The organism is Chitinophaga rhizophila, assembly GCF_019492185.1.
In the GTDB taxonomy this organism is placed as follows: Bacteria; Bacteroidota; Bacteroidia; order Chitinophagales; family Chitinophagaceae; genus Chitinophaga; species Chitinophaga rhizophila.
This window is the reverse complement of sequence record NZ_JAICCF010000001.1, coordinates 1850749-1868349: the sequence shown is the minus strand read 5'-3', so window position 1 is coordinate 1868349 and position 17601 is coordinate 1850749. Positions and strand designations below refer to the sequence as shown.

The window sequence follows — 17601 nt, the reverse complement described above, 5'->3', positions numbered from 1 at the left end:
ATATGAACATCTATATACAAGGAACGGGTTGTGTATCTGCGCAGGAAACTTCAAAAGGTGGCGCGTTCCCGGAGGACATACTTCCCTGGGAGGGACCACGTCTGAAAGCCAGTGAGCCTGACTACAAGCAATGGATAGATGTAAAGCTGATACGCCGTATGAGTCGCGTCATAAAGATGGGAGTCGCAGCGGCACAGCTGGGCCTGCAGGAAGCAGGTGTGCAGAAACCTGACGCTATCATCACCGGCACTGCTTATGGTTGCCTGGATGATACCGGTGTGTTTCTTTCAAAAATGATCAACCAGCAGGAAGAGATGCTGACACCCACAGCCTTTATACAGTCAACGCACAATACTGTCGCCGGACAAATAGCGCTGATGCTGGGATGCCATGGTTATAACAATACCTTTGTACATAAAGGATTCTCTTTTGAAAGCGCCCTGCTGGATGCAGTCATGATCCTCAGGGAAGGCCAGTCTTCCACTATCCTGGCAGGAGCTATGGATGAGTTGACTAATCATAGCTTTAATATACTTTCCCGTTTTGATCTATATAAGAAAGAGCCTGTTACTCCTGATACGCTGTTAAACAGTCATACTCATGGTACTGTAGCAGGTGAAGGAGCAACCTGTTTTGTACTTGGAACGGAAAAAGGAGCGAATACAAAGGTGAAACTGGCTGGTGTGACTACCTTATATAAACCGGGAGGGAAAGCCGAAATTTCAGCAGATATTGCTGCTTTTCTCGCAGCTCATCAGTGCAGTGAGGAAGAGGTAAGCCTGGTGATTACCGGGCGCAATGGTGATGCCAGCGGTGATGAATGGTATGAATATGTGGAAACTCAGCTGTTACCAGGTAAACCTGTAGCCTGTTTTAAGCACCTCTGCGGAGAATATCCGACAGCTGCTGCTTTTGGTATGTGGATGGGGGCTAAAATCATTGCTGCACAGCAGGCACCTGCTGCTGCCCTGTTCAAAGGTCATTTGCCTGGAGAAGTGCGGAAGATATTGATTTACAATCATTACAAACAGACGCATCATTCGCTGATCCTCTTAACGGCATGCTGACACACCGTACCGCAAATATCGGCCTTTGCTTACTGGTAGTAACAGCGCTGCTGGTACATAACCTGTGGCTGACATTACCCTGGTGGATTTTTCTCATATTGCCAGTACCTTATGTTGCAGCATTGGTGTGGGGAGCCTGTACAATCAGCTCAGATTTTTATATCCCAGTGGTATGTGCGGCAGATACAGCAGAGAAAAAGATTGCAATTACTTTTGACGATGGTCCGCTTGAGCAACATACGCCTGCTATACTGGACATATTGCAGCGGGAACAAACGCCTGCCGCATTCTTTTGTATCGGTAGCCGCATCGGTGGCAGAGAAGCAATATTGCGTCGCATAGATGCAGAAGGACACATCATAGGTAATCATAGCTTCTCCCACCATTTCTGGTTTGATATGTTCGGACCACAAAAAATGCTGGCGGAGTTGCAACAGATGGATAATGCTGTAAAACATACAACGGGTAAACGTCCACTGCTCTTTCGACCGCCTTACGGGGTGACTAACCCTAATCTGGCTAAAGCCATTAGAATGGGAAATTACACGCCGGTTGGCTGGAATATCCGTTCGCTGGATACGGTGGCGAAAGATAAGACGGAACTGCTTGAAAGAATAAAGAAAGGTATACGCCCTGGAGCGGTGTTACTACTACACGACTCTATGGCAATAACCGCGCAGATACTACCCGAACTGATCTCTTATCTCAGGAAGGAGGGTTACTGCATTGAACGAATTGATAAATTATTAAATATACCTGCTTATGCGTAGATGGATTCTGCTATTGGTTTGTATGATCAGCGCCTTTCCTCTGATGGCCCAATCAGGTTTTAAGCCTGTAGCTGATGTGAGTGCCTTCAAACAACAGTTCGCAAAAGCATCTCAGGCCACCCAGTCTATTCAGTGTGATTTTGTGCAGGAAAAGAATCTGAGCATGCTGGCTGATAAGATTGTATCAAAAGGGAAGTTCTGGTTCAAAAAGGACAACAAGGTACGTATGGAATATGCACAACCATCATATTACCTGCTGATAATGAATGGAAAGGATATCAAAGTGAAAGACGGGCAAAAAGAGAACCGTGTATCCACCAAAGGAAACAAATTGTTCGATCAGATCAATAAAATCACCGTAGACTGTGTGCAGGGAAATATTGTGAATAACGCAGATTTTAATACAAAGGTGCTTGAAAATGCACAGGCTTATTTGCTGGAGATGACGCCAGTTAATAAGTCGTTGGCGCAATATTTTAAATCAATTCATCTGCTGGTAGATAAGAAAGACTTTTCCGTTAGTAAAATTGAAATGTATGAAGCTGGTGGCGACGATACCAGTATCAGCTTCCTGCACAAACAACTGAATGTAAACATTGCAGATGCGATTTTTGCTGTTAAATAGTATACTATTGGTTGGACTATTGTCTGGTTGTTCTTCTGCATATAAAAATCTGCAGCAGACTAATGGAGACGTACATTGTATCACAAAGTTCCGCCCGCAGTTTAAGAATACGCTCTATAGCACACAGGTTGATGTACTGAAGCATCATCTTAGCGGATTGCTGTTCTTCAAGCAAATGCCTGATAGCAGCTTACGGGTAGTGTTTGCCAATGAGATGGGCTTTAAGTTCTTTGATTTTGAGTTTACTAAAGACGGCGGTTTTTTCAAACATTACATGCTGCCTAAGATGGATAAGAAAGCAGTCGTTAAAACACTGCGCAGCGACTTTGAACTTGTACTCCTGCAGCCGGATCTGAGTAAGGCGCAGATAAAACGGGACAAGGACTATCATTACACTGTGGTACCAACAGAAAAAGGTAATAATTACTACATCACAGATACAACCTGCCAGGAGCTTGTAAGGATTGAAAAATCCTCCAGCAGAAAGCCGGTTGTAAAGGTCTGGATGCAGGACTATACTGCTGGCGTACCGGATACCATCAATATCCGTCACCAGGGCTTTAAATTTAATATTTCACTACAACGCGTACAGAAATAATGTTAGCAGGAAAATTATATACAGTAGAGCAGGAGCAGACTGCAGGAGAAACTGGCACATACCAGGTTTTATGGAATGCATCGCATCCCGTATTTGAAGGACACTTCCCTGGCCGTCCTGTAGTACCTGGTGTTTGCATGATGCAGACAATTCAGGAGCTATTGGAAAAATTGCTGGATAAAAAGGTAGTGTTGAAAAAGGCTGCCAGCCAGAAGTTCCTCAATATGATCGATCCTAACGCTCATCCGCGTGTAGAGATCGGTGTTCAGTATAAACTGCAGGACGGAGAGATAAAAGTGACTGCTTCTCTAAAACATGAAGCTATCACCTTTATGAAATTCCAGGGCACATTTGTTAGTGCATAATGACCGATTTTACTACATATAACGATCAGTTCACTGCACAGAAAGCAGCAGTCCTGGTACCCACTTACAACAATGCTAAAACGCTGGAATCAGTTATAAGAGATATTCTTTCTTATACTAACCATATTATTGTTGTTAATGATGGCAGCACAGATGAAACTGCGGCCATCCTGGATACCTTCCCGCAGATACAACGTGTTGAATACTTACCTAACAGAGGTAAAGGAATTGCACTACGCCGTGGTTTCAGATACGCTGTTGAACAGGGCTATGAGTATGTGATTACCATGGATGCCGACGGACAGCATTTCGCGTCTGATCTGCCGGTGTTCCTGGAAAAACTGAAAACAGAAAGGGAGACTATTGTTATCGGTGCCCGTAATCTCCAACAGGAGAATATGCCTGGTAAGAATACTTTCGCCAATAAATTCTCTAACTTCTGGTTCTATGTGGAAACAGGTCTGAAAGCGCCGGATACCCAATCCGGCTACCGCCTGTACCCGTTGTATGCCATGCGTAAGATGCGTTTCTGGTGTACTAAGTATGAATTTGAAATAGAAGTGCTGGTCAGAAGCTCCTGGAAAGGCATTAAGATTGACTGGGCACCTATTAAGGTATACTATCCCCCCGCAGAAGAAAGAGTTTCACATTTCCGTCCTTTCAGGGACTTTTCACGTATCAGTGTACTCAATACGGTACTTGTAACCATCGCCTTCCTATATATCAAACCCAGGGATTTCTTCCGGTACCTGCTGAAAGCTGAAAGCTGGCGTAGTATGTGGTACGATCACGTGCTGAATAAAGAAGAATCTAACTTTACCAAGGCCCTGTCTATTGGGTTTGGCGTATTCATGGGTATTATCCCGATATGGGGCTTTCAGATGGTTACGGCAATGGCGCTGGCTGTGCTATTCAGAATGAATAAGGCGCTGGTGTTTATGTTCTGTCATGTAAGCCTGCCGCCTATGATCCCTTTCGTCATCTTCGCCAGTTTTGCTACCGGCAGGATATGGGTAAAAGATGGGAGTCTGCTGCTGCCATTTAGTACCAGCCTCTCCCTCGATATTATTAAACAGAATCTATTTCAATATTTAACTGGCGCTTGTACACTGGCGGTCGCTGCCGGAGTACTCGTCACACTGTTTGTATATGTGCTGCTGGCTATCTTCCGGAATGATCCGGCCAGGCAACGCCAGGTACAACAGTAGTTGCTATCAAAAGATATGGGTAAGTTATTCGTAAGCATATATGATTTCTTCAACCGCCGTAAAGACTGGCTTTGGATATGTACCATCGTCTGCTTTGCCATGGCTGGCTATTTTGCCTCCCGTATTGAGCTGGAAGAAGATATTACCCGTATTCTTCCTAAAGATAAAACGCTGGACAAACTCCAGCAGGTCTTCAATGACTCCCGCTTTGCAGATAAGCTCGTAGTGATTGTATCTCAGAAAGATACTACCCAGGCTCCACAGCCTGATAGCCTGACTGCTTTCGCCCAGGCCTTTACGGATACAGTCACTGTTAAGTATGCCGATCATATCAAATCCTTTCAGTCCAGGGTAGAAGACAATACTGTCCTTGATCTCATGCAGGTAATACAACAACACCTGCCGGTATTCCTGGAAGAAAACGACTACCGGAAGATCGATTCATTGATCATACCGGACAGGTTACAACAGACGCTGCAGAGCAATTACAATACATTGATATCTCCTGCAGGACTTGTCGTGAAAAAGGTTATTGCTGCTGATCCTGTTGGCATGTCGTGGCTGGGTATCAAGAAGCTGCAGCATCTGCAGTATGATGACCAATTCGAGTTGTATGACGGGTTTGTAATGAGTAAAGATCAGCGGCATTTGCTGTTGTTTATCACGCCTGCCAATCCCCCTGGCGCTACCAGTAAAAACATGGTACTGCTCGACGGTCTGCAGCATGAAATTGATGCTCTACAGCAATACGCTACTACTACTGATGCCTTTTTCTTTGGCGCTGCTGCTGTTTCTGCCGGCAACGCTACCCAGATCAAGCAGGATTCGTTCCTGACGCTAGGGATCACTATTACCCTTATAGTGGTGCTCATCGCACTGTTTTTCCGCAGAAAGCGCGCCCCCGTTGTAATCATGCTGCCTGTAGTATTCGGTGGCCTGTTTTCGCTCGCAATTATAGCGCTTACACAACATAGTATTTCGGGTATCGCATTGGGCGTAGGCGCAGCTGTATTGGGTATAGCAGTGAACTATTCGCTGCATATCTTTAACCACCACCGTCACTCGCCCGATATCCGGGAGGTAATCCGGGATCTGGCTGAACCTATGACTATAGGTAGCTTTACTACTGTAGGCGGTTTTCTCTGCCTGCAGTTTGTACATTCGCCTATGTTGCAGGATGTAGGACTCTTCGCTGCCTACAGCCTTATCGGTGCTGCCTTTTTCTCTCTGATATTTCTGCCGCACTGGATTGTATTTGGCCGTGAGTCTGTACAGAAAGATGCGCATGCCGATACCTGGCTGGATAAGCTGGCTGCCTACCGCCCTGAAAAGAATAAGGTACTCGTAATGGGTATCCTGGCGCTCACCGTATTTTTCTTCTTTACTTCCAGTAAGGTAGAATTTGAAAGTGATATGATGCGGATGAACTTCATGCGCCCCGAGCTGAAAGCTGCGGAAGCAAAGTTCAATAAGATCAATGCCTATACTGCACAATCTGTCTACCTCGTAACCGACGGTGCCAACCTGGAAGAGGCCTTACGTAATAGTGAAAAGCTACAGCCGCTGGTACAGCAGCTACAGGCAGCAGGCATTGTGAAAAAGTATACCAGCGTTAACACCCTGCTTTTCTCTCGCCAGGAACAGCAACATAGAATACAACGCTGGAATGAATACTGGACGCCTGAAAAGAAGCAGCTATTGATCAGTTACCTGCAGCAGCATGGCCCTGCAGTAGGCTATAAAACGGCTGCATTCGACTCTTTTGCCAACTGGTTACAGCAGGACTTTACTGTTATACCTGATGAAGAGCTGCAAGCATTACGAACAGGCAACCTGGGTGATTTTATTACAGAGAAACCAGGCAGTGTATCCCTGGTTACGCTCCTCAAAATAGATCCCGCACAAAAGAATAGTGTATATGAGGCGCTTGGCCATCAGGAACATACTACCATCTTCGATAAGCAATATGTAGCTAACCGTCTGGCTGTAGTAATCCGTGATGAATTTAACAGTATAGCCTGGATGACGTCGCTCCTGGTATTTGCAGCGCTGCTTATTTCATACGGACGTATAGAGCTGGCATTGATCACCTTTATACCAATGTTAATCAGCTGGGTCTGGATTCTGGGTATAATGGGCTTATTCGGCATTAAATTCAATATTGTTAATATCATTCTCAGCACCTTCATTTTCGGCCTCGGAGATGACTATAGCATCTTCACCATGGATGGACTGATGCAGGAATATAAATACGGGAAAAAGGAAAATCTGTCCTCTTTCCGGTCCTCAATCTTCCTGTCTGCATTAACGACCATCCTGGGTATAGGCGTTATGATCTTTGCCAAACATCCCTCACTGCAGTCGGTAGCTCTGATCTCTATCATAGGTATCAGTTGTGTGGTATTGACCTCCCAGGTACTGATACCATTACTCTTTAACTGGCTGATTACTAATCGTGTAAAAAAAGGCAGGGCTCCCTGGACCATGCACGGCTGGTTAAAGTCAGTTTTCGCATTTACTTATTTCACCATAGGCTGCCTGGTATTAACCGTAATTGGCTGGATACTGGTGAAGTACAATCCATTTAAGAAGAAAGAACAAGCTAAATATCTCTACCACCGTATATTATCTGCTTACACCAGATCTGTGATTTACATCATGGGTAATGTGAAAAAGAAGATCATTAATCCGCTGGGAGAAAAGCTGGACACTCCTGCGGTCATTATCAGTAATCATCAGTCTTTCCTGGATATACTGGTTTCTACTATGCTGCATCCCAAGGTAATATTGCTGACCAGCGATTGGGTATGGAACTCACCTGTATTCGGCGCTGTTGTGAGGATGGCCGATTACTACCCGGTAGCTGAAGGTGCAGAAGGTAGTATTGAAAAGCTACGCAGGAAGGTAGCGGAAGGGTACTCTATCGTTGTATACCCAGAAGGTACCCGCTCTGTTGATGCCAGCGTCAAACGCTTTCATAAAGGCGCATTTTACATTGCTGAGCAGCTGGGCCTGGACATATTGCCTATCATGCTGCATGGCACCGCCTATACCATGAGTAAAAATGATTTCCTGCTGAAAGACGGTACTATTACCGTACAATACCTGCCCAGGATCAAAGCCGGAGATGACAGCTGGGGTGAAGGATACGCCGCACGTACTAAACAGGTCAGCCGCTATTTTAAGGCTGCTTATGAAAAGCTCCGCAGTGAGACCGAAACGCCTGCCTATTTCCGTCAGCAACTCATTTACAGCTATATCTATAAAGGTCCGGTATTGGAGTGGTACATGCGTATCAAAACAAAACTGGAAGGTAATTATGCCCTGTTCGACCAGTTATTACCCAAGAAGGGCCGTATACTCGATATCGGGTGTGGCTATGGCTTCATGAGCTACATGCTGCATTGGCTCTCTGCAGACAGAGAAGTGAAAGGGTTGGACTATGACGAAGAGAAAATAACCACTGCGCAACACTGTTACCTGCGTAATGAAAAGGTGAGCTTTGCCCATGCCGATATTACCAATTACACCTTCGGGCAGTATGATGCCTACGTCATCAGCGATGTACTGCATTATCTGCAACCGCATGAACAGGAAAAGGTATTGTCGGCCTGTATCGGCCAGCTGAATGACAATGGCGTCATCATTGTAAGGGATGGAGACAGCGATCTGGAAAAGCGCCATGAAGGTACTAAGCTGACAGAGTTATTCTCTACCAAGTTAATTGGCTTCAACAAAACAAAGGATAAACCCTTGTCCTTCTTTTCTTCTTCCCGTATGCGGGAAATCGTTGCTGCAAACGGCGCAGTAATGGAACAGATAGACAATACCAGATATACCTCGAACGTAATATTCATCATCAAAAAGTTACCCGCTGTATATGCAGTATGATGTAGTCATTATCGGAAGCGGGCTGGGAAGCCTCGTGTGCGGAGCTATTCTCGGCAAAAACGGATACCGTGTTTGTATTTATGAAAAGAACCGGCAGATAGGCGGTTGCCTCCAGACCTTCGCAAGAGATAAAGCCATTATTGATTCAGGTGTGCATTATATCGGCGGACTGGCACAGGGAGAGACGTTAAATCAGGTGTTCCGCTACCTCGGTATAATGGATAGTATGAAGCTGAAACGGCTGGATCTGGATGGATTTGACCGTATCCATTTCGGAGATGAAACCCAGGAATACCGGCTGGCGCAAGGATATGATAATTTTATCAGCCAGCTGTTGAAAGACTTCCCCGAAGAAAAAGACGCTTTACATGCCTACTGCGAAAAGATAAAAGATGTGTGCGATAAGTTCCCCCTGTTCAACCTGCGGATGGGAGATTATCGGGAGAAGGAAGCTGTCATGAAGCTGGATACCTATGATTTTCTACGTAGTATAACAGATAATGAAAGGCTGCGGCATGTACTGGCTGGTAACAATATGTTGTATGCCGGGGAGCAGGGGAAAACCCCTTTCTATGTCCATGCGCTGGTTCAGCACAGCTATATCGAAAGCTCCTGGAAGTGTATTGACGGTGGCTCCCAGATAGCCCGCAGCCTCAGTAAGGTCATTAAGGAAAATGGTGGCGATATTATCCGGAACACAGAAGTCAAACATATCGTTGAGTTTGATGGAAAGGTAGACCATATCGTGCTGGGCAATGGGGAAGAGATCAGCGCCAGGCACTATATCTCAGGACTGCACCCGACAACTACCATGCGCATGACACAAAGCGTCAGCCTGCGTAGTGCGTATCGCAACAGGTTACTGAACCTGGAGAATACCTTGGGTACATTCATGCTGAACGTAGTACTGAAACCAGGCACTTTCCGGTACCAGAACTACAACTACTACCATCACCTGTCAGATAATGCCTGGGATGGCGTAAAATATACCGATGACAACTGGCCGAATACCTATGCGATGTTCGTCTCTGCCTGTACAGGTAAGGAAGTATATGCTGATAACCTGTCCATTATGACTTATATGCGGTATGAAGATGTGGCGGAATGGCAGGATACATTTAATACAGATTCCCTTCCGGATGAAAGGAGCGCTGGTTATCAGGCTTTTAAGAAAGAAAGGTCAGAAAAGCTACTGGACGCTGTAGAAAGGCAATTCCCAGGGCTGCGTAATTGCATACTTGCCTATTATTCGTCTACTCCGCTGACCTACAGAGACTATCTGGCCATGCCGGAAGGCAGCATGTATGGGGTAGCAAAAGATGTCAACGATCCGTTAAAAACAGTTATATCTGCCGCCACCAGGCTCCCCAATTTGTATCTTACAGGGCAAAATCTGAACTTGCATGGGATTTTAGGCGTAACGATGACGGCAATAGTGACAAGTTCCGTATTGCTGGGCATGGAAAAGCTGATAAATGATATTAATGCGGCATAAATAAACTGATCGATGTCATTGTATAAGGGAAAAAGACGGAGCGGATGGCGTAAACTGGGAAGGGCGCTGTTGTATGTTATAGGGGCCATTATGTTACTGCTGGTTATACTCGTGGTGTATGTGATGAGTGTCTCACACATAAAACCACCAGAGATAGCTGATAAATCTTCCCTGCAATGGCAACGTAAACCACTGGACAGTACCAGCTACACGCTTGGTAACAGCTGGTTCCGGAAAAGCGAAAGCGGACTATATGAACTGTATGTTGAAGGAAAGCCCTTTGAAAGAGGCGTAGTAGAGGGAAAACTGACAGCAGAACTGGTAAAACGCCAGGAAGACCACTTTACTGATCAGATCAAGAAAATGATCCCCTCTCAGTCCTACCTGAAATTCCTGCGCTACTTTGTCGGTTTCTTTAACAGAAACCTGGCTGACAATATTGCTGAAGAAAATAAAGAAGAAATTTACGGTATCTCTTTTTCTGCTTCTGATAAGTATGACTTTATCGGTAGTAATTATGAGCGTATCCTCAATTATCATGCTGCCCATGACATTGGACATGCCTTGCAGAATATGGCGCTGGTAGCCTGTACCTCTTTCGGTACCTGGGATGGCGCTTCTGCGGATAGTAACCTGATCATCGGCCGTAACTTCGACTTCTATGTAGGCGACAAATTCGCAGAAGAAAAAATCGTTGCATTTTACCGTCCGGAGAAAGGATACCGCTTTATGATGGTCACCTGGGCCGGTTTTACCGGTGTAGCATCCGGAATGAATGAAAAAGGACTGACGGTGACTATCAATGCAGATAAGAGCGATATACCAACCGGTTCTGCAACACCTGTATCCCTGGTAGCCAGAGAGATCCTGCAATATGCCCGCAATATTGACGAGGCATGGCAGATAGCTAACAAGCACAAGATGTTTGTCTCTGAATCTTTCCTGGTCGGCTCTGCCGAAGATAACCGCGCTGCAATTATCGAGAAAACGCCTGAAAAGATAGATATCTACGATCCTAAAAATCAGTTCATTACCTGTACCAACCACTTCCAGGGAGATCTACTGGGTAAAGAAGATCAGAACGTCGAACAGCGGGATGCAACTGCTTCAGGCTATCGCTTCAACCGCTTATCCGAATTACTGAAGAAGAAAGGTCCGAATACGGTACAACAAACGGTAGACATTCTCCGTGACCGTTTTGGTATGCACGGACAGAATATCGGTATGGGCAACGAGCGGGCCATTAACCAGTTTATCGCTCATCACGCTGTGGTATTTGAGCCTAAGAAGAAGATGGTCTGGGTGTCTACTGCCCCCTGGCAGTTAGGTAAATTTGTAGCTTACAACCTCGATAGTGTATTCAGTATGAAAGGGTTGCAGTACAATCATGAGATACAGGATACTACGCAGACTATCGCTGCTGATCCGTTCCTGCAAACACAGGATTACCAGTCATTCGCCGCCTTCCGCAAGATCAAAACTGATATCATGGACGGCAAAGACGCTGATGTAAAACAGCTGATCAGGCTTAATCCTGAGTATTATCATGCTTATGTACTGGCCGGCGACTATTCCTTTAAAAGAAAGCAATACGGCACTGCCGCCGCCTATTATAATACGGCTTTGACCAAGGTCATAGCTACCAAAGCAGAGGAAGAACATATCCGCACACAGCTTGAAAAGTGCGCTGAAACCCATTAAGTATGATATACGGAATAGGTACCGATATTGTTGAAGTAGACCGTATAGCGGCTAAAATCCAGAAGGGGAAGGGATTCCGCGACCTGGTATTTACCGGGAAAGAGATTGCCTATTGCGAGCAACAGGTACATCCTGCACAGCATTACGCTGCCCGTTTTGCTGCAAAAGAGGCTTTCCTGAAAGCTATAGGTACCGGCTTCGGACATGGAGATGTACACTTCAACGAAATTGAGGTGGTAAACAGTGAAACAGGCAAACCTTCATTGCAGCTTACAGAGCATGCTGCTGACAGTTATAAACAAATACAGATTAAACAGATACATGTCTCTCTATCCCATGTGAAAGCAACCGCTGTCGCTATGGTGCTCATAGAGGTCTGAAAACCTACTACCATGTATATACCCGACATAGAACTGCAACCGGCCGCAGCCATCAGGAAGTTTCAGGAGAAAGAAGTACTACACCTGCTGGGATACCTGCGCCAGTTTTCTCCTTTTTACAGAGAATGGTTTGCGCAGCATGGTATACAACCTTCCACCGTTAAATCCCTGAACGATCTCTGGCTCATTCCACCGGTAACTAAAGAACATCTGCAACAGCAGAACTGGGATTTTTTATGTGTGGATAAGGGTAAAATTGCTGAATATACAACTACCTCGGGCACACTGGGTAATCCTGTGATCATTGCACTGACACAGAAAGATCAGGAACGCCTAAGCTATAATGAATACATCTCTTTCTGCTGTGCCGGCGGCACTGACAGCGATATCTACCAGCTGATGCTGACGCTGGACCGTCAGTTTATGGCCGGTATGGCCTATTATAACGGCATCCGTAAACTAGGAGCCGGCGTATTACGCGTTGGGCCGGGCGTTCCCTCCCTGCAATGGGAAAACATCCGCCGTATACAACCTACTACCATTGTGGCAGTACCGTCTTTTATTGTGAAGCTGATCGCTTTCGCCAAAGAACATAATATCGATATCAATGCATCCTCTGTAAAGAGTGCGGTATGCATCGGTGAAAACATCCGTAATGTGGATTTCTCTTTGAATGTGCTGGGTAAAAAGATCACTGAGCAATGGGATATCAAACTATATTCTACCTACGCCTCCACCGAGATGCAGACTGCCTTTACAGAATGTACTGCCGGACATGGAGGGCACCATCATCCGGAGCTGTTATATGTAGAGTTACTCGATGATAACAATCAACCCGTAGGTCCGGGGCAGGATGGGGAAGTCACCATCACCACGTTAGGTGTGGAAGGCATGCCGCTCCTGCGTTATAAAACAGGCGACATCTGCCGGTATTATGAAGAACCATGCACCTGTGGCAGGCATACCATGCGCCTGTCTCCTGTAATCGGGCGCCGCAAGCAGATGATCAAGTATAAAGGTACTACCCTTTATCCGCCTGCGCTGTTTGATCTGCTCAATGATATGGAGGAAGTGAAAGAGTTCGTAGTGGAAGTATTCTCCAATGAAATAGGTACTGACGAGATACTGCTGCATCTCTGGCCGATTGCAGAAACAGAAGATATTGACAGAAAGATCCGTTCCTATCTACAGGCAAAACTGCGTGTTATACCACAGGTACGTTACTGTTCACAGGCTGACGTCATGAAGATGCAGTTCCCTGAGGGCAGCAGGAAACCAATTAAATTCCTCGACAGGCGATAATCAGAAGGAGAAGTCTGCCGCTGCTTCCGGATTGTCCAGTTTAGTACTCTTTCTTATCCCGTTCAGGATAATATGAATCATGTTAATCTGATTAGGATGATTTTCATACAGGATGTCATTACGGACGTGCGCTTTCCGGAAAGGGAGGATCTTCTCTGCGGACAGGAAGCACCAGGCTGCCTCTTCTTCAATCTTATAGCCAAGATATTGCAGGCGTACCGGTTTGCCATCTGCAGTAATAAAAAGGTGTTTACGCAGGTAACCCGCTATCAGGCTGTCAGTAGCCGCCCTGTTGGCAGGATGGATAATATCCAGGGGGCCTTTGGATTGCTTCTTCAAGGCATTCTCCAGATCATCCGCAAAGATCCGGCAACTGATTTCCAGTTCATTACTAGCCTTGTTATGCACAATTTCTGTAACGCTTACATAAAAAGGGTGCCATGCCAGCCATGCGGTCACTAACCATTTATATAATAATACCCCCACTTGCCTAAAAAATTTTAAATATTAAACTGAGCTTTGTATAATTACTGAAACTAGCAACAAATATAGGGTAATGAATGAGTTTGTGATGTACTTTGAAATGGGATGGCAGCATATCGTGGATTGGGAAGGCATAGATCATATTCTGTTTATCGCGGCTTTATGCGCTATCTATCTGCTCAAAGACTGGCGGCAAGTACTGGTGCTGATCACGGCTTTTACCATCGGTCATTCTATCACCCTGGCATTGAGCGTAACAAACGTGGTGCATATCAGTAGTAGTCTTATCGAATTTCTGATACCGGTTACTATTTTTATCACCGCATTCTTCAATATTATCAGGAAGCAGACTGTTCCGGGTAAAGTGCAGCTGAACTACTTCTTTGCAGGGTTTTTCGGCCTGATCCATGGAATGGGCTTCTCAGGATACCTTAAAAGTCTGCTGGGCACACAGACCAATGTTGTTAAACCCTTGCTGGCCTTCAACCTGGGTCTGGAGTTCGGCCAGATAATGATCGTTACAGGTGTCATGCTGCTGGCAGGAATCATTGTTAATGTTACCCGTGTAAAACAGCGGGACTGGAATATGTTCCTTTCTTCTGCTATTTTCGGTATAGCATTCCTGATGGCTGCTGAGCGCTTTAAAGAATTAATGGTTAAGTAAGCAGTATTCAACCAGCTGCGACCTTTGAAATATAGATTTTGTTTATGAGAAAGAAATCCTTCCGACTTGCACTAGCCTTGTCCTTCATAACGGCACTTGCGCAGGCACAGAATCCGGGATCTAATCATGGTAACCGCTTTGAACAACTTGGTACCATGATCGCTGATCCGAATATGTATCGCTCTGCCTCCGGAGCGCCCGGACCTAAGTACTGGCAGCAACGTGCTGACTACGACATTTCTGCCACACTGGATGATGAGCAGCAGAAGCTCACCGGTGCAGAAACTGTTACTTATTACAATAACTCTCCGGATCCCTTGACGTACATCTGGCTGCAGCTGGATGAAAACGAGCATGATCTGAAAAGCGATAATAACAGCTTTGACATCACCACCATGTCTGAAAGGATGAGCATGCGTGCTGTGAATGGGCTGCTGGGTAACCCTGGCAGTAAAGAATTTGGGGTAAATATTGTTAAGCTGACAGATGAAAATGGTAAGGCAATACCTTATACCATCAACCAGACCATGATGCGTATTGATCTGCCGCAGGCCCTACAGCCAGGCCAGAAGATCCGTTTCAAGGTAGAGTGGTGGTATAATATCTCTGACCGTATGGTGCAGGGCGGCCGTGGTGGTTATGAATACTTCCCTGAAGATAAAAACTACCTGTATACAATAGCGCAGTGGTACCCCCGTCTGGCTGTTTACTCTGACTTCCAGGGCTGGCAGAACAAGCAGTTCACCGGTCGTGGCGAGTTCGCATTAACCTTTGGTAATTTCCGCGTACGTATGAACGTACCTGCTGACCACATTGTTGGTGCAACCGGCGAATGTCAGAACTATAAGGAAGTACTTACGCCGGCACAGTTTCAGCGCTGGCAGCAGGCGCAGACTGCCAAGCAGCCGCTGGAAGTAGTAACGCTGGATGAAGCTAATAAGTCACTGGCCGGCCATGCAACTGCCCGCAAAACATGGGTATATGAGGCTGAGAATGTACGTGACTTTGCCCTGGTATCTTCCCGCCGTCTGGTATGGGATGCCATGGCTACCAACGTCGAAGGCAAAAAGGTAATGGCCATGTCTTATTATGGTCCGGAAGCCTATCCGCTGTACAATCGTTACTCTACCAAAGTAGTCGCACACACCGTTAAAACCTATTCGAAACATACTATCCCATATCCTTACCCTGTAGCCATCTCCGTAGAAGCGGCTAATGGTATGGAATATCCGATGATCTGCTTCAACCATGGCCGTGCAGAAAAAGACGGTACCTACTCTGAATCTACCAAAAATGGTATGATCGGAGTAATCATCCACGAAGTAGGCCACAACTTCTTCCCAATGATCGTTAACTCTGACGAGCGCCAATGGTCCTGGATGGATGAGGGGCTGAACACCTTCTGCCAGTTCCTTACAGAACAGGAGTGGGACAATAACTTCCCTTCCAACCGCGGTCCTGCCTACAAGATCACTGACTATATGAAGATGCCGAAAGATCAGCTGGAGCCGATAATGGTCAATTCAGAGAACATTATCCAGTTTGGTCCGAATGCATATTCTAAACCAGCAACCGCTTTGAACATCCTGCGCGAGACCGTAATGGGACGCGAACTGTTTGATTTCGCATTCAGAGAATACGCACGCAGATGGGCATTCAAGCATCCTACGCCGGCTGATTTCTTCCGTACAATGGAAGATGCATCTGCCGTTGATCTCGACTGGTTCTGGCGTGGATGGTTCTTTGGGACAGAACCTGTTGATATTTCTCTGGACAGTGTCAGATGGTACCGCCTCGATACAAAAGATCCTCAGATCAGCAAGGGAGAAGCTAAAGCTAAGTATGAGCGCAGCGCTGACCATATCTCCCGGGCGCGTAACAAAGCAGCAGGTATGACGTTTGAAGTGGATAAAGACACCAGTCTGCAGGACTTCTACGTTAAATGGAACCGTTTTGAAGTAACACCGGAAGATAAAGCTGCATATGATGCATTCACAGCAGGTTTGTCACCGGCAGAAAAACGACTGTATGAAAGCAAAAAGAACTTCTACGAATTGTCTTTCTCTAACGTAGGTGGTCTGGTAATGCCGTTGATTGTAGAGTGGACGTTCACCGATGGTACAAAAGAAACTGACCGTGTTTCTGCTTACATCTGGCGTAAAAACGAGTTCAAAGTGACCAAGGTATTCGCCAAGGATAAAGAAGTAGCCAGCATCAAACTGGATCCATTGCGTGAAACTGCTGATATTGACGAAAGCAATAATAGCTGGCCGCGTGTAGCTGCGCCGTCCCGTTTTGAGATGTTCCGTCAGTCACAAGGTATCCGTGGAGCTTCCACCGGTAGCAACCCGATGCAGCGGGCAAGAAAGTAAAACCAGGATTTCTCATTCAGGTAGTATCTGCTGTTGGTATGCAGCAGGTTACAGACCAGAATAATATATAATAAGAAAGCCGTCTCAACAGTATGTTGAGGCGGCTTTCTTATTTGCTGCAAATGGCCATCCGGTTACTATCTCCCGGCCTTTTCATTGCCGGGCTACCGCCTGATAACGCTCTGGCATCCATGTTAACGGTTCACTTATCCGTCACCAAAAGGGCACTTCAATATCCCCGGGATATTGAAGTGCCCTTTTGGTGACCTTATGGTGAGGAGAAAATGTAAAAGACAAGACCTTATCAGACAGGCTTTCCAACGGGTTCTGACAGCTTTACCGCGTCAAAAGGAGGCCAGGTTGGAGATGGGAGGGGGCCAGACGCAAAAAAGGCCTGATCTGCCATGAGACCAGGCCTTTTTATTTCTAAGCCTTTTAAAGGGTAGTTACCGGATAACTGCTAACTTTTCCTGTAGCGTTTTCCTTACTGACCGTCTTTTTTCGGTTTCTCAGGTCCTTTCTTTACGGACCGTCCTGCTTCTTTCAATGCACGGTGAATGATCCATTCCAGCTGGCCGTTGATGCTACGAAATTCATCCGCAGCCCATTTTTCAATAGCCTCATACGTCTGGGTATCAATTCTTAGTACAAATGTTTTCTTATCCGCCATACCCTTTATT

At 45.9% G+C, this 17601-nt stretch carries 15 protein-coding genes; 13 read left to right on the top strand and 2 right to left on the bottom strand.

The annotated features are described in order from the left end of the window. Window positions 1–2 precede the first annotated feature (2 nt). From K1Y79_RS06970 to K1Y79_RS06920, 11 genes are read left to right on the top strand one after another with little or no spacing between them, the layout of a single operon-like run. Window positions 3–1067: a beta-ketoacyl synthase N-terminal-like domain-containing protein gene (locus K1Y79_RS06970; RefSeq protein ID WP_220249273.1), complete on the top strand. Its 1065-nt coding sequence runs from the start codon at window positions 3–5 to the stop codon at window positions 1065–1067. Then, window positions 1061–1837, top strand: coding sequence for a polysaccharide deacetylase family protein (locus K1Y79_RS06965; RefSeq protein WP_220249272.1), 777 nt, complete (start codon window positions 1061–1063; stop codon window positions 1835–1837). The genes K1Y79_RS06970 and K1Y79_RS06965 overlap by 7 nt, the downstream gene beginning before the upstream one ends. Continuing rightward, entirely contained in the window at window positions 1830–2462 is a 633-nt protein-coding gene (locus K1Y79_RS06960; RefSeq protein ID WP_220249271.1) for a LolA family protein, read from the top strand. Before K1Y79_RS06965 ends, K1Y79_RS06960 begins: the two co-directional genes overlap by 8 nt. Further along, window positions 2440–3060 (top strand): hypothetical protein, encoded by a 621-nt coding sequence (locus K1Y79_RS06955; RefSeq protein WP_220249270.1) that lies wholly within the window; start codon window positions 2440–2442, stop codon window positions 3058–3060. The genes K1Y79_RS06960 and K1Y79_RS06955 overlap by 23 nt, the downstream gene beginning before the upstream one ends. After that, window positions 3060–3425 carry a 3-hydroxyacyl-ACP dehydratase gene (locus K1Y79_RS06950; protein ID WP_220249269.1) on the top strand — a complete coding sequence of 122 codons (366 nt, stop codon included), beginning with the start codon at window positions 3060–3062 and terminating at the stop codon, window positions 3423–3425. The genes K1Y79_RS06955 and K1Y79_RS06950 overlap by 1 nt, the downstream gene beginning before the upstream one ends. After that, the gene (locus K1Y79_RS06945; protein ID WP_220249268.1) at window positions 3425–4633 is read left to right on the top strand and encodes a DUF2062 domain-containing protein; all 1209 of its coding nucleotides are present in this window, start codon (window positions 3425–3427) and stop codon (window positions 4631–4633) included. Before K1Y79_RS06950 ends, K1Y79_RS06945 begins: the two co-directional genes overlap by 1 nt. A gap of 15 nt (window positions 4634–4648) precedes the next feature. Beyond that, window positions 4649–8524 carry a trifunctional MMPL family transporter/lysophospholipid acyltransferase/class I SAM-dependent methyltransferase gene (locus K1Y79_RS06940; protein WP_220249267.1) on the top strand — a complete coding sequence of 1292 codons (3876 nt, stop codon included), beginning with the start codon at window positions 4649–4651 and terminating at the stop codon, window positions 8522–8524. Beyond that, window positions 8514–10019 carry a phytoene desaturase family protein gene (locus K1Y79_RS06935; protein ID WP_220249266.1) on the top strand — a complete coding sequence of 502 codons (1506 nt, stop codon included), beginning with the start codon at window positions 8514–8516 and terminating at the stop codon, window positions 10017–10019. Before K1Y79_RS06940 ends, K1Y79_RS06935 begins: the two co-directional genes overlap by 11 nt. A 12-nt stretch (window positions 10020–10031) precedes the next feature. Next, a complete protein-coding gene (locus K1Y79_RS06930) occupies window positions 10032–11720 on the top strand; it encodes a C45 family autoproteolytic acyltransferase/hydolase (RefSeq protein WP_220249265.1) in 1689 nt (562 codons plus the stop codon). A 2-nt stretch (window positions 11721–11722) separates the two neighbouring features. Next, the gene (gene acpS, locus K1Y79_RS06925; RefSeq protein WP_220249264.1) at window positions 11723–12100 is read left to right on the top strand and encodes a holo-ACP synthase; all 378 of its coding nucleotides are present in this window, start codon (window positions 11723–11725) and stop codon (window positions 12098–12100) included. Between the two features lie 12 nt (window positions 12101–12112). After that, a complete protein-coding gene (locus K1Y79_RS06920) occupies window positions 12113–13402 on the top strand; it encodes a phenylacetate--CoA ligase family protein (protein ID WP_220249263.1) in 1290 nt (429 codons plus the stop codon). Here K1Y79_RS06920 and K1Y79_RS06915 read toward each other — a convergent pair whose 3' ends face one another. Further along, window positions 13403–13888 (bottom strand): DUF6702 family protein, encoded by a 486-nt coding sequence (locus K1Y79_RS06915; protein ID WP_220249262.1) that lies wholly within the window; start codon window positions 13886–13888, stop codon window positions 13403–13405. Between the two features lie 70 nt (window positions 13889–13958). Between K1Y79_RS06915 and K1Y79_RS06910 the strand changes: the two genes are divergently transcribed. Then, entirely contained in the window at window positions 13959–14549 is a 591-nt protein-coding gene (locus K1Y79_RS06910; RefSeq protein ID WP_236059511.1) for a HupE/UreJ family protein, read from the top strand. Window positions 14550–14593: 44 nt separating this feature from the next. After that, the gene (locus K1Y79_RS06905) at window positions 14594–16921 is read left to right on the top strand and encodes a M1 family metallopeptidase (protein WP_220249261.1); all 2328 of its coding nucleotides are present in this window, start codon (window positions 14594–14596) and stop codon (window positions 16919–16921) included. Window positions 16922–17405: 484 nt separating this feature from the next. On the opposite strand, the gene K1Y79_RS06900 is transcribed toward K1Y79_RS06905, so the two are convergent. Continuing rightward, on the bottom strand, window positions 17406–17591 hold the full coding sequence (locus K1Y79_RS06900; protein WP_220249260.1) for a hypothetical protein: 186 nt from the start codon (window positions 17589–17591) through the stop codon (window positions 17406–17408). Window positions 17592–17601: the final 10 nt, after the last annotated feature.

Coding starts and splice junctions, on each gene's coding strand:
- K1Y79_RS06970 (WP_220249273.1), top strand. CDS start 3: ATGAACATCTATATACAAGGAACGGGTTGTGTATCTGCGCAGGAAACT.
- K1Y79_RS06965 (WP_220249272.1), top strand. CDS start 1,061: ATGCTGACACACCGTACCGCAAATATCGGCCTTTGCTTACTGGTAGTA.
- K1Y79_RS06960 (WP_220249271.1), top strand. CDS start 1,830: ATGCGTAGATGGATTCTGCTATTGGTTTGTATGATCAGCGCCTTTCCT.
- K1Y79_RS06955 (WP_220249270.1), top strand. CDS start 2,440: ATGCGATTTTTGCTGTTAAATAGTATACTATTGGTTGGACTATTGTCT.
- K1Y79_RS06950 (WP_220249269.1), top strand. CDS start 3,060: ATGTTAGCAGGAAAATTATATACAGTAGAGCAGGAGCAGACTGCAGGA.
- K1Y79_RS06945 (WP_220249268.1), top strand. CDS start 3,425: ATGACCGATTTTACTACATATAACGATCAGTTCACTGCACAGAAAGCA.
- K1Y79_RS06940 (WP_220249267.1), top strand. CDS start 4,649: ATGGGTAAGTTATTCGTAAGCATATATGATTTCTTCAACCGCCGTAAA.
- K1Y79_RS06935 (WP_220249266.1), top strand. CDS start 8,514: ATGCAGTATGATGTAGTCATTATCGGAAGCGGGCTGGGAAGCCTCGTG.
- K1Y79_RS06930 (WP_220249265.1), top strand. CDS start 10,032: ATGTCATTGTATAAGGGAAAAAGACGGAGCGGATGGCGTAAACTGGGA.
- acpS (WP_220249264.1), top strand. CDS start 11,723: ATGATATACGGAATAGGTACCGATATTGTTGAAGTAGACCGTATAGCG.
- K1Y79_RS06920 (WP_220249263.1), top strand. CDS start 12,113: ATGTATATACCCGACATAGAACTGCAACCGGCCGCAGCCATCAGGAAG.
- K1Y79_RS06910 (WP_236059511.1), top strand. CDS start 13,959: ATGAATGAGTTTGTGATGTACTTTGAAATGGGATGGCAGCATATCGTG.
- K1Y79_RS06905 (WP_220249261.1), top strand. CDS start 14,594: ATGAGAAAGAAATCCTTCCGACTTGCACTAGCCTTGTCCTTCATAACG.
- K1Y79_RS06900 (WP_220249260.1), bottom strand. CDS start 17,591: ATGGCGGATAAGAAAACATTTGTACTAAGAATTGATACCCAGACGTAT.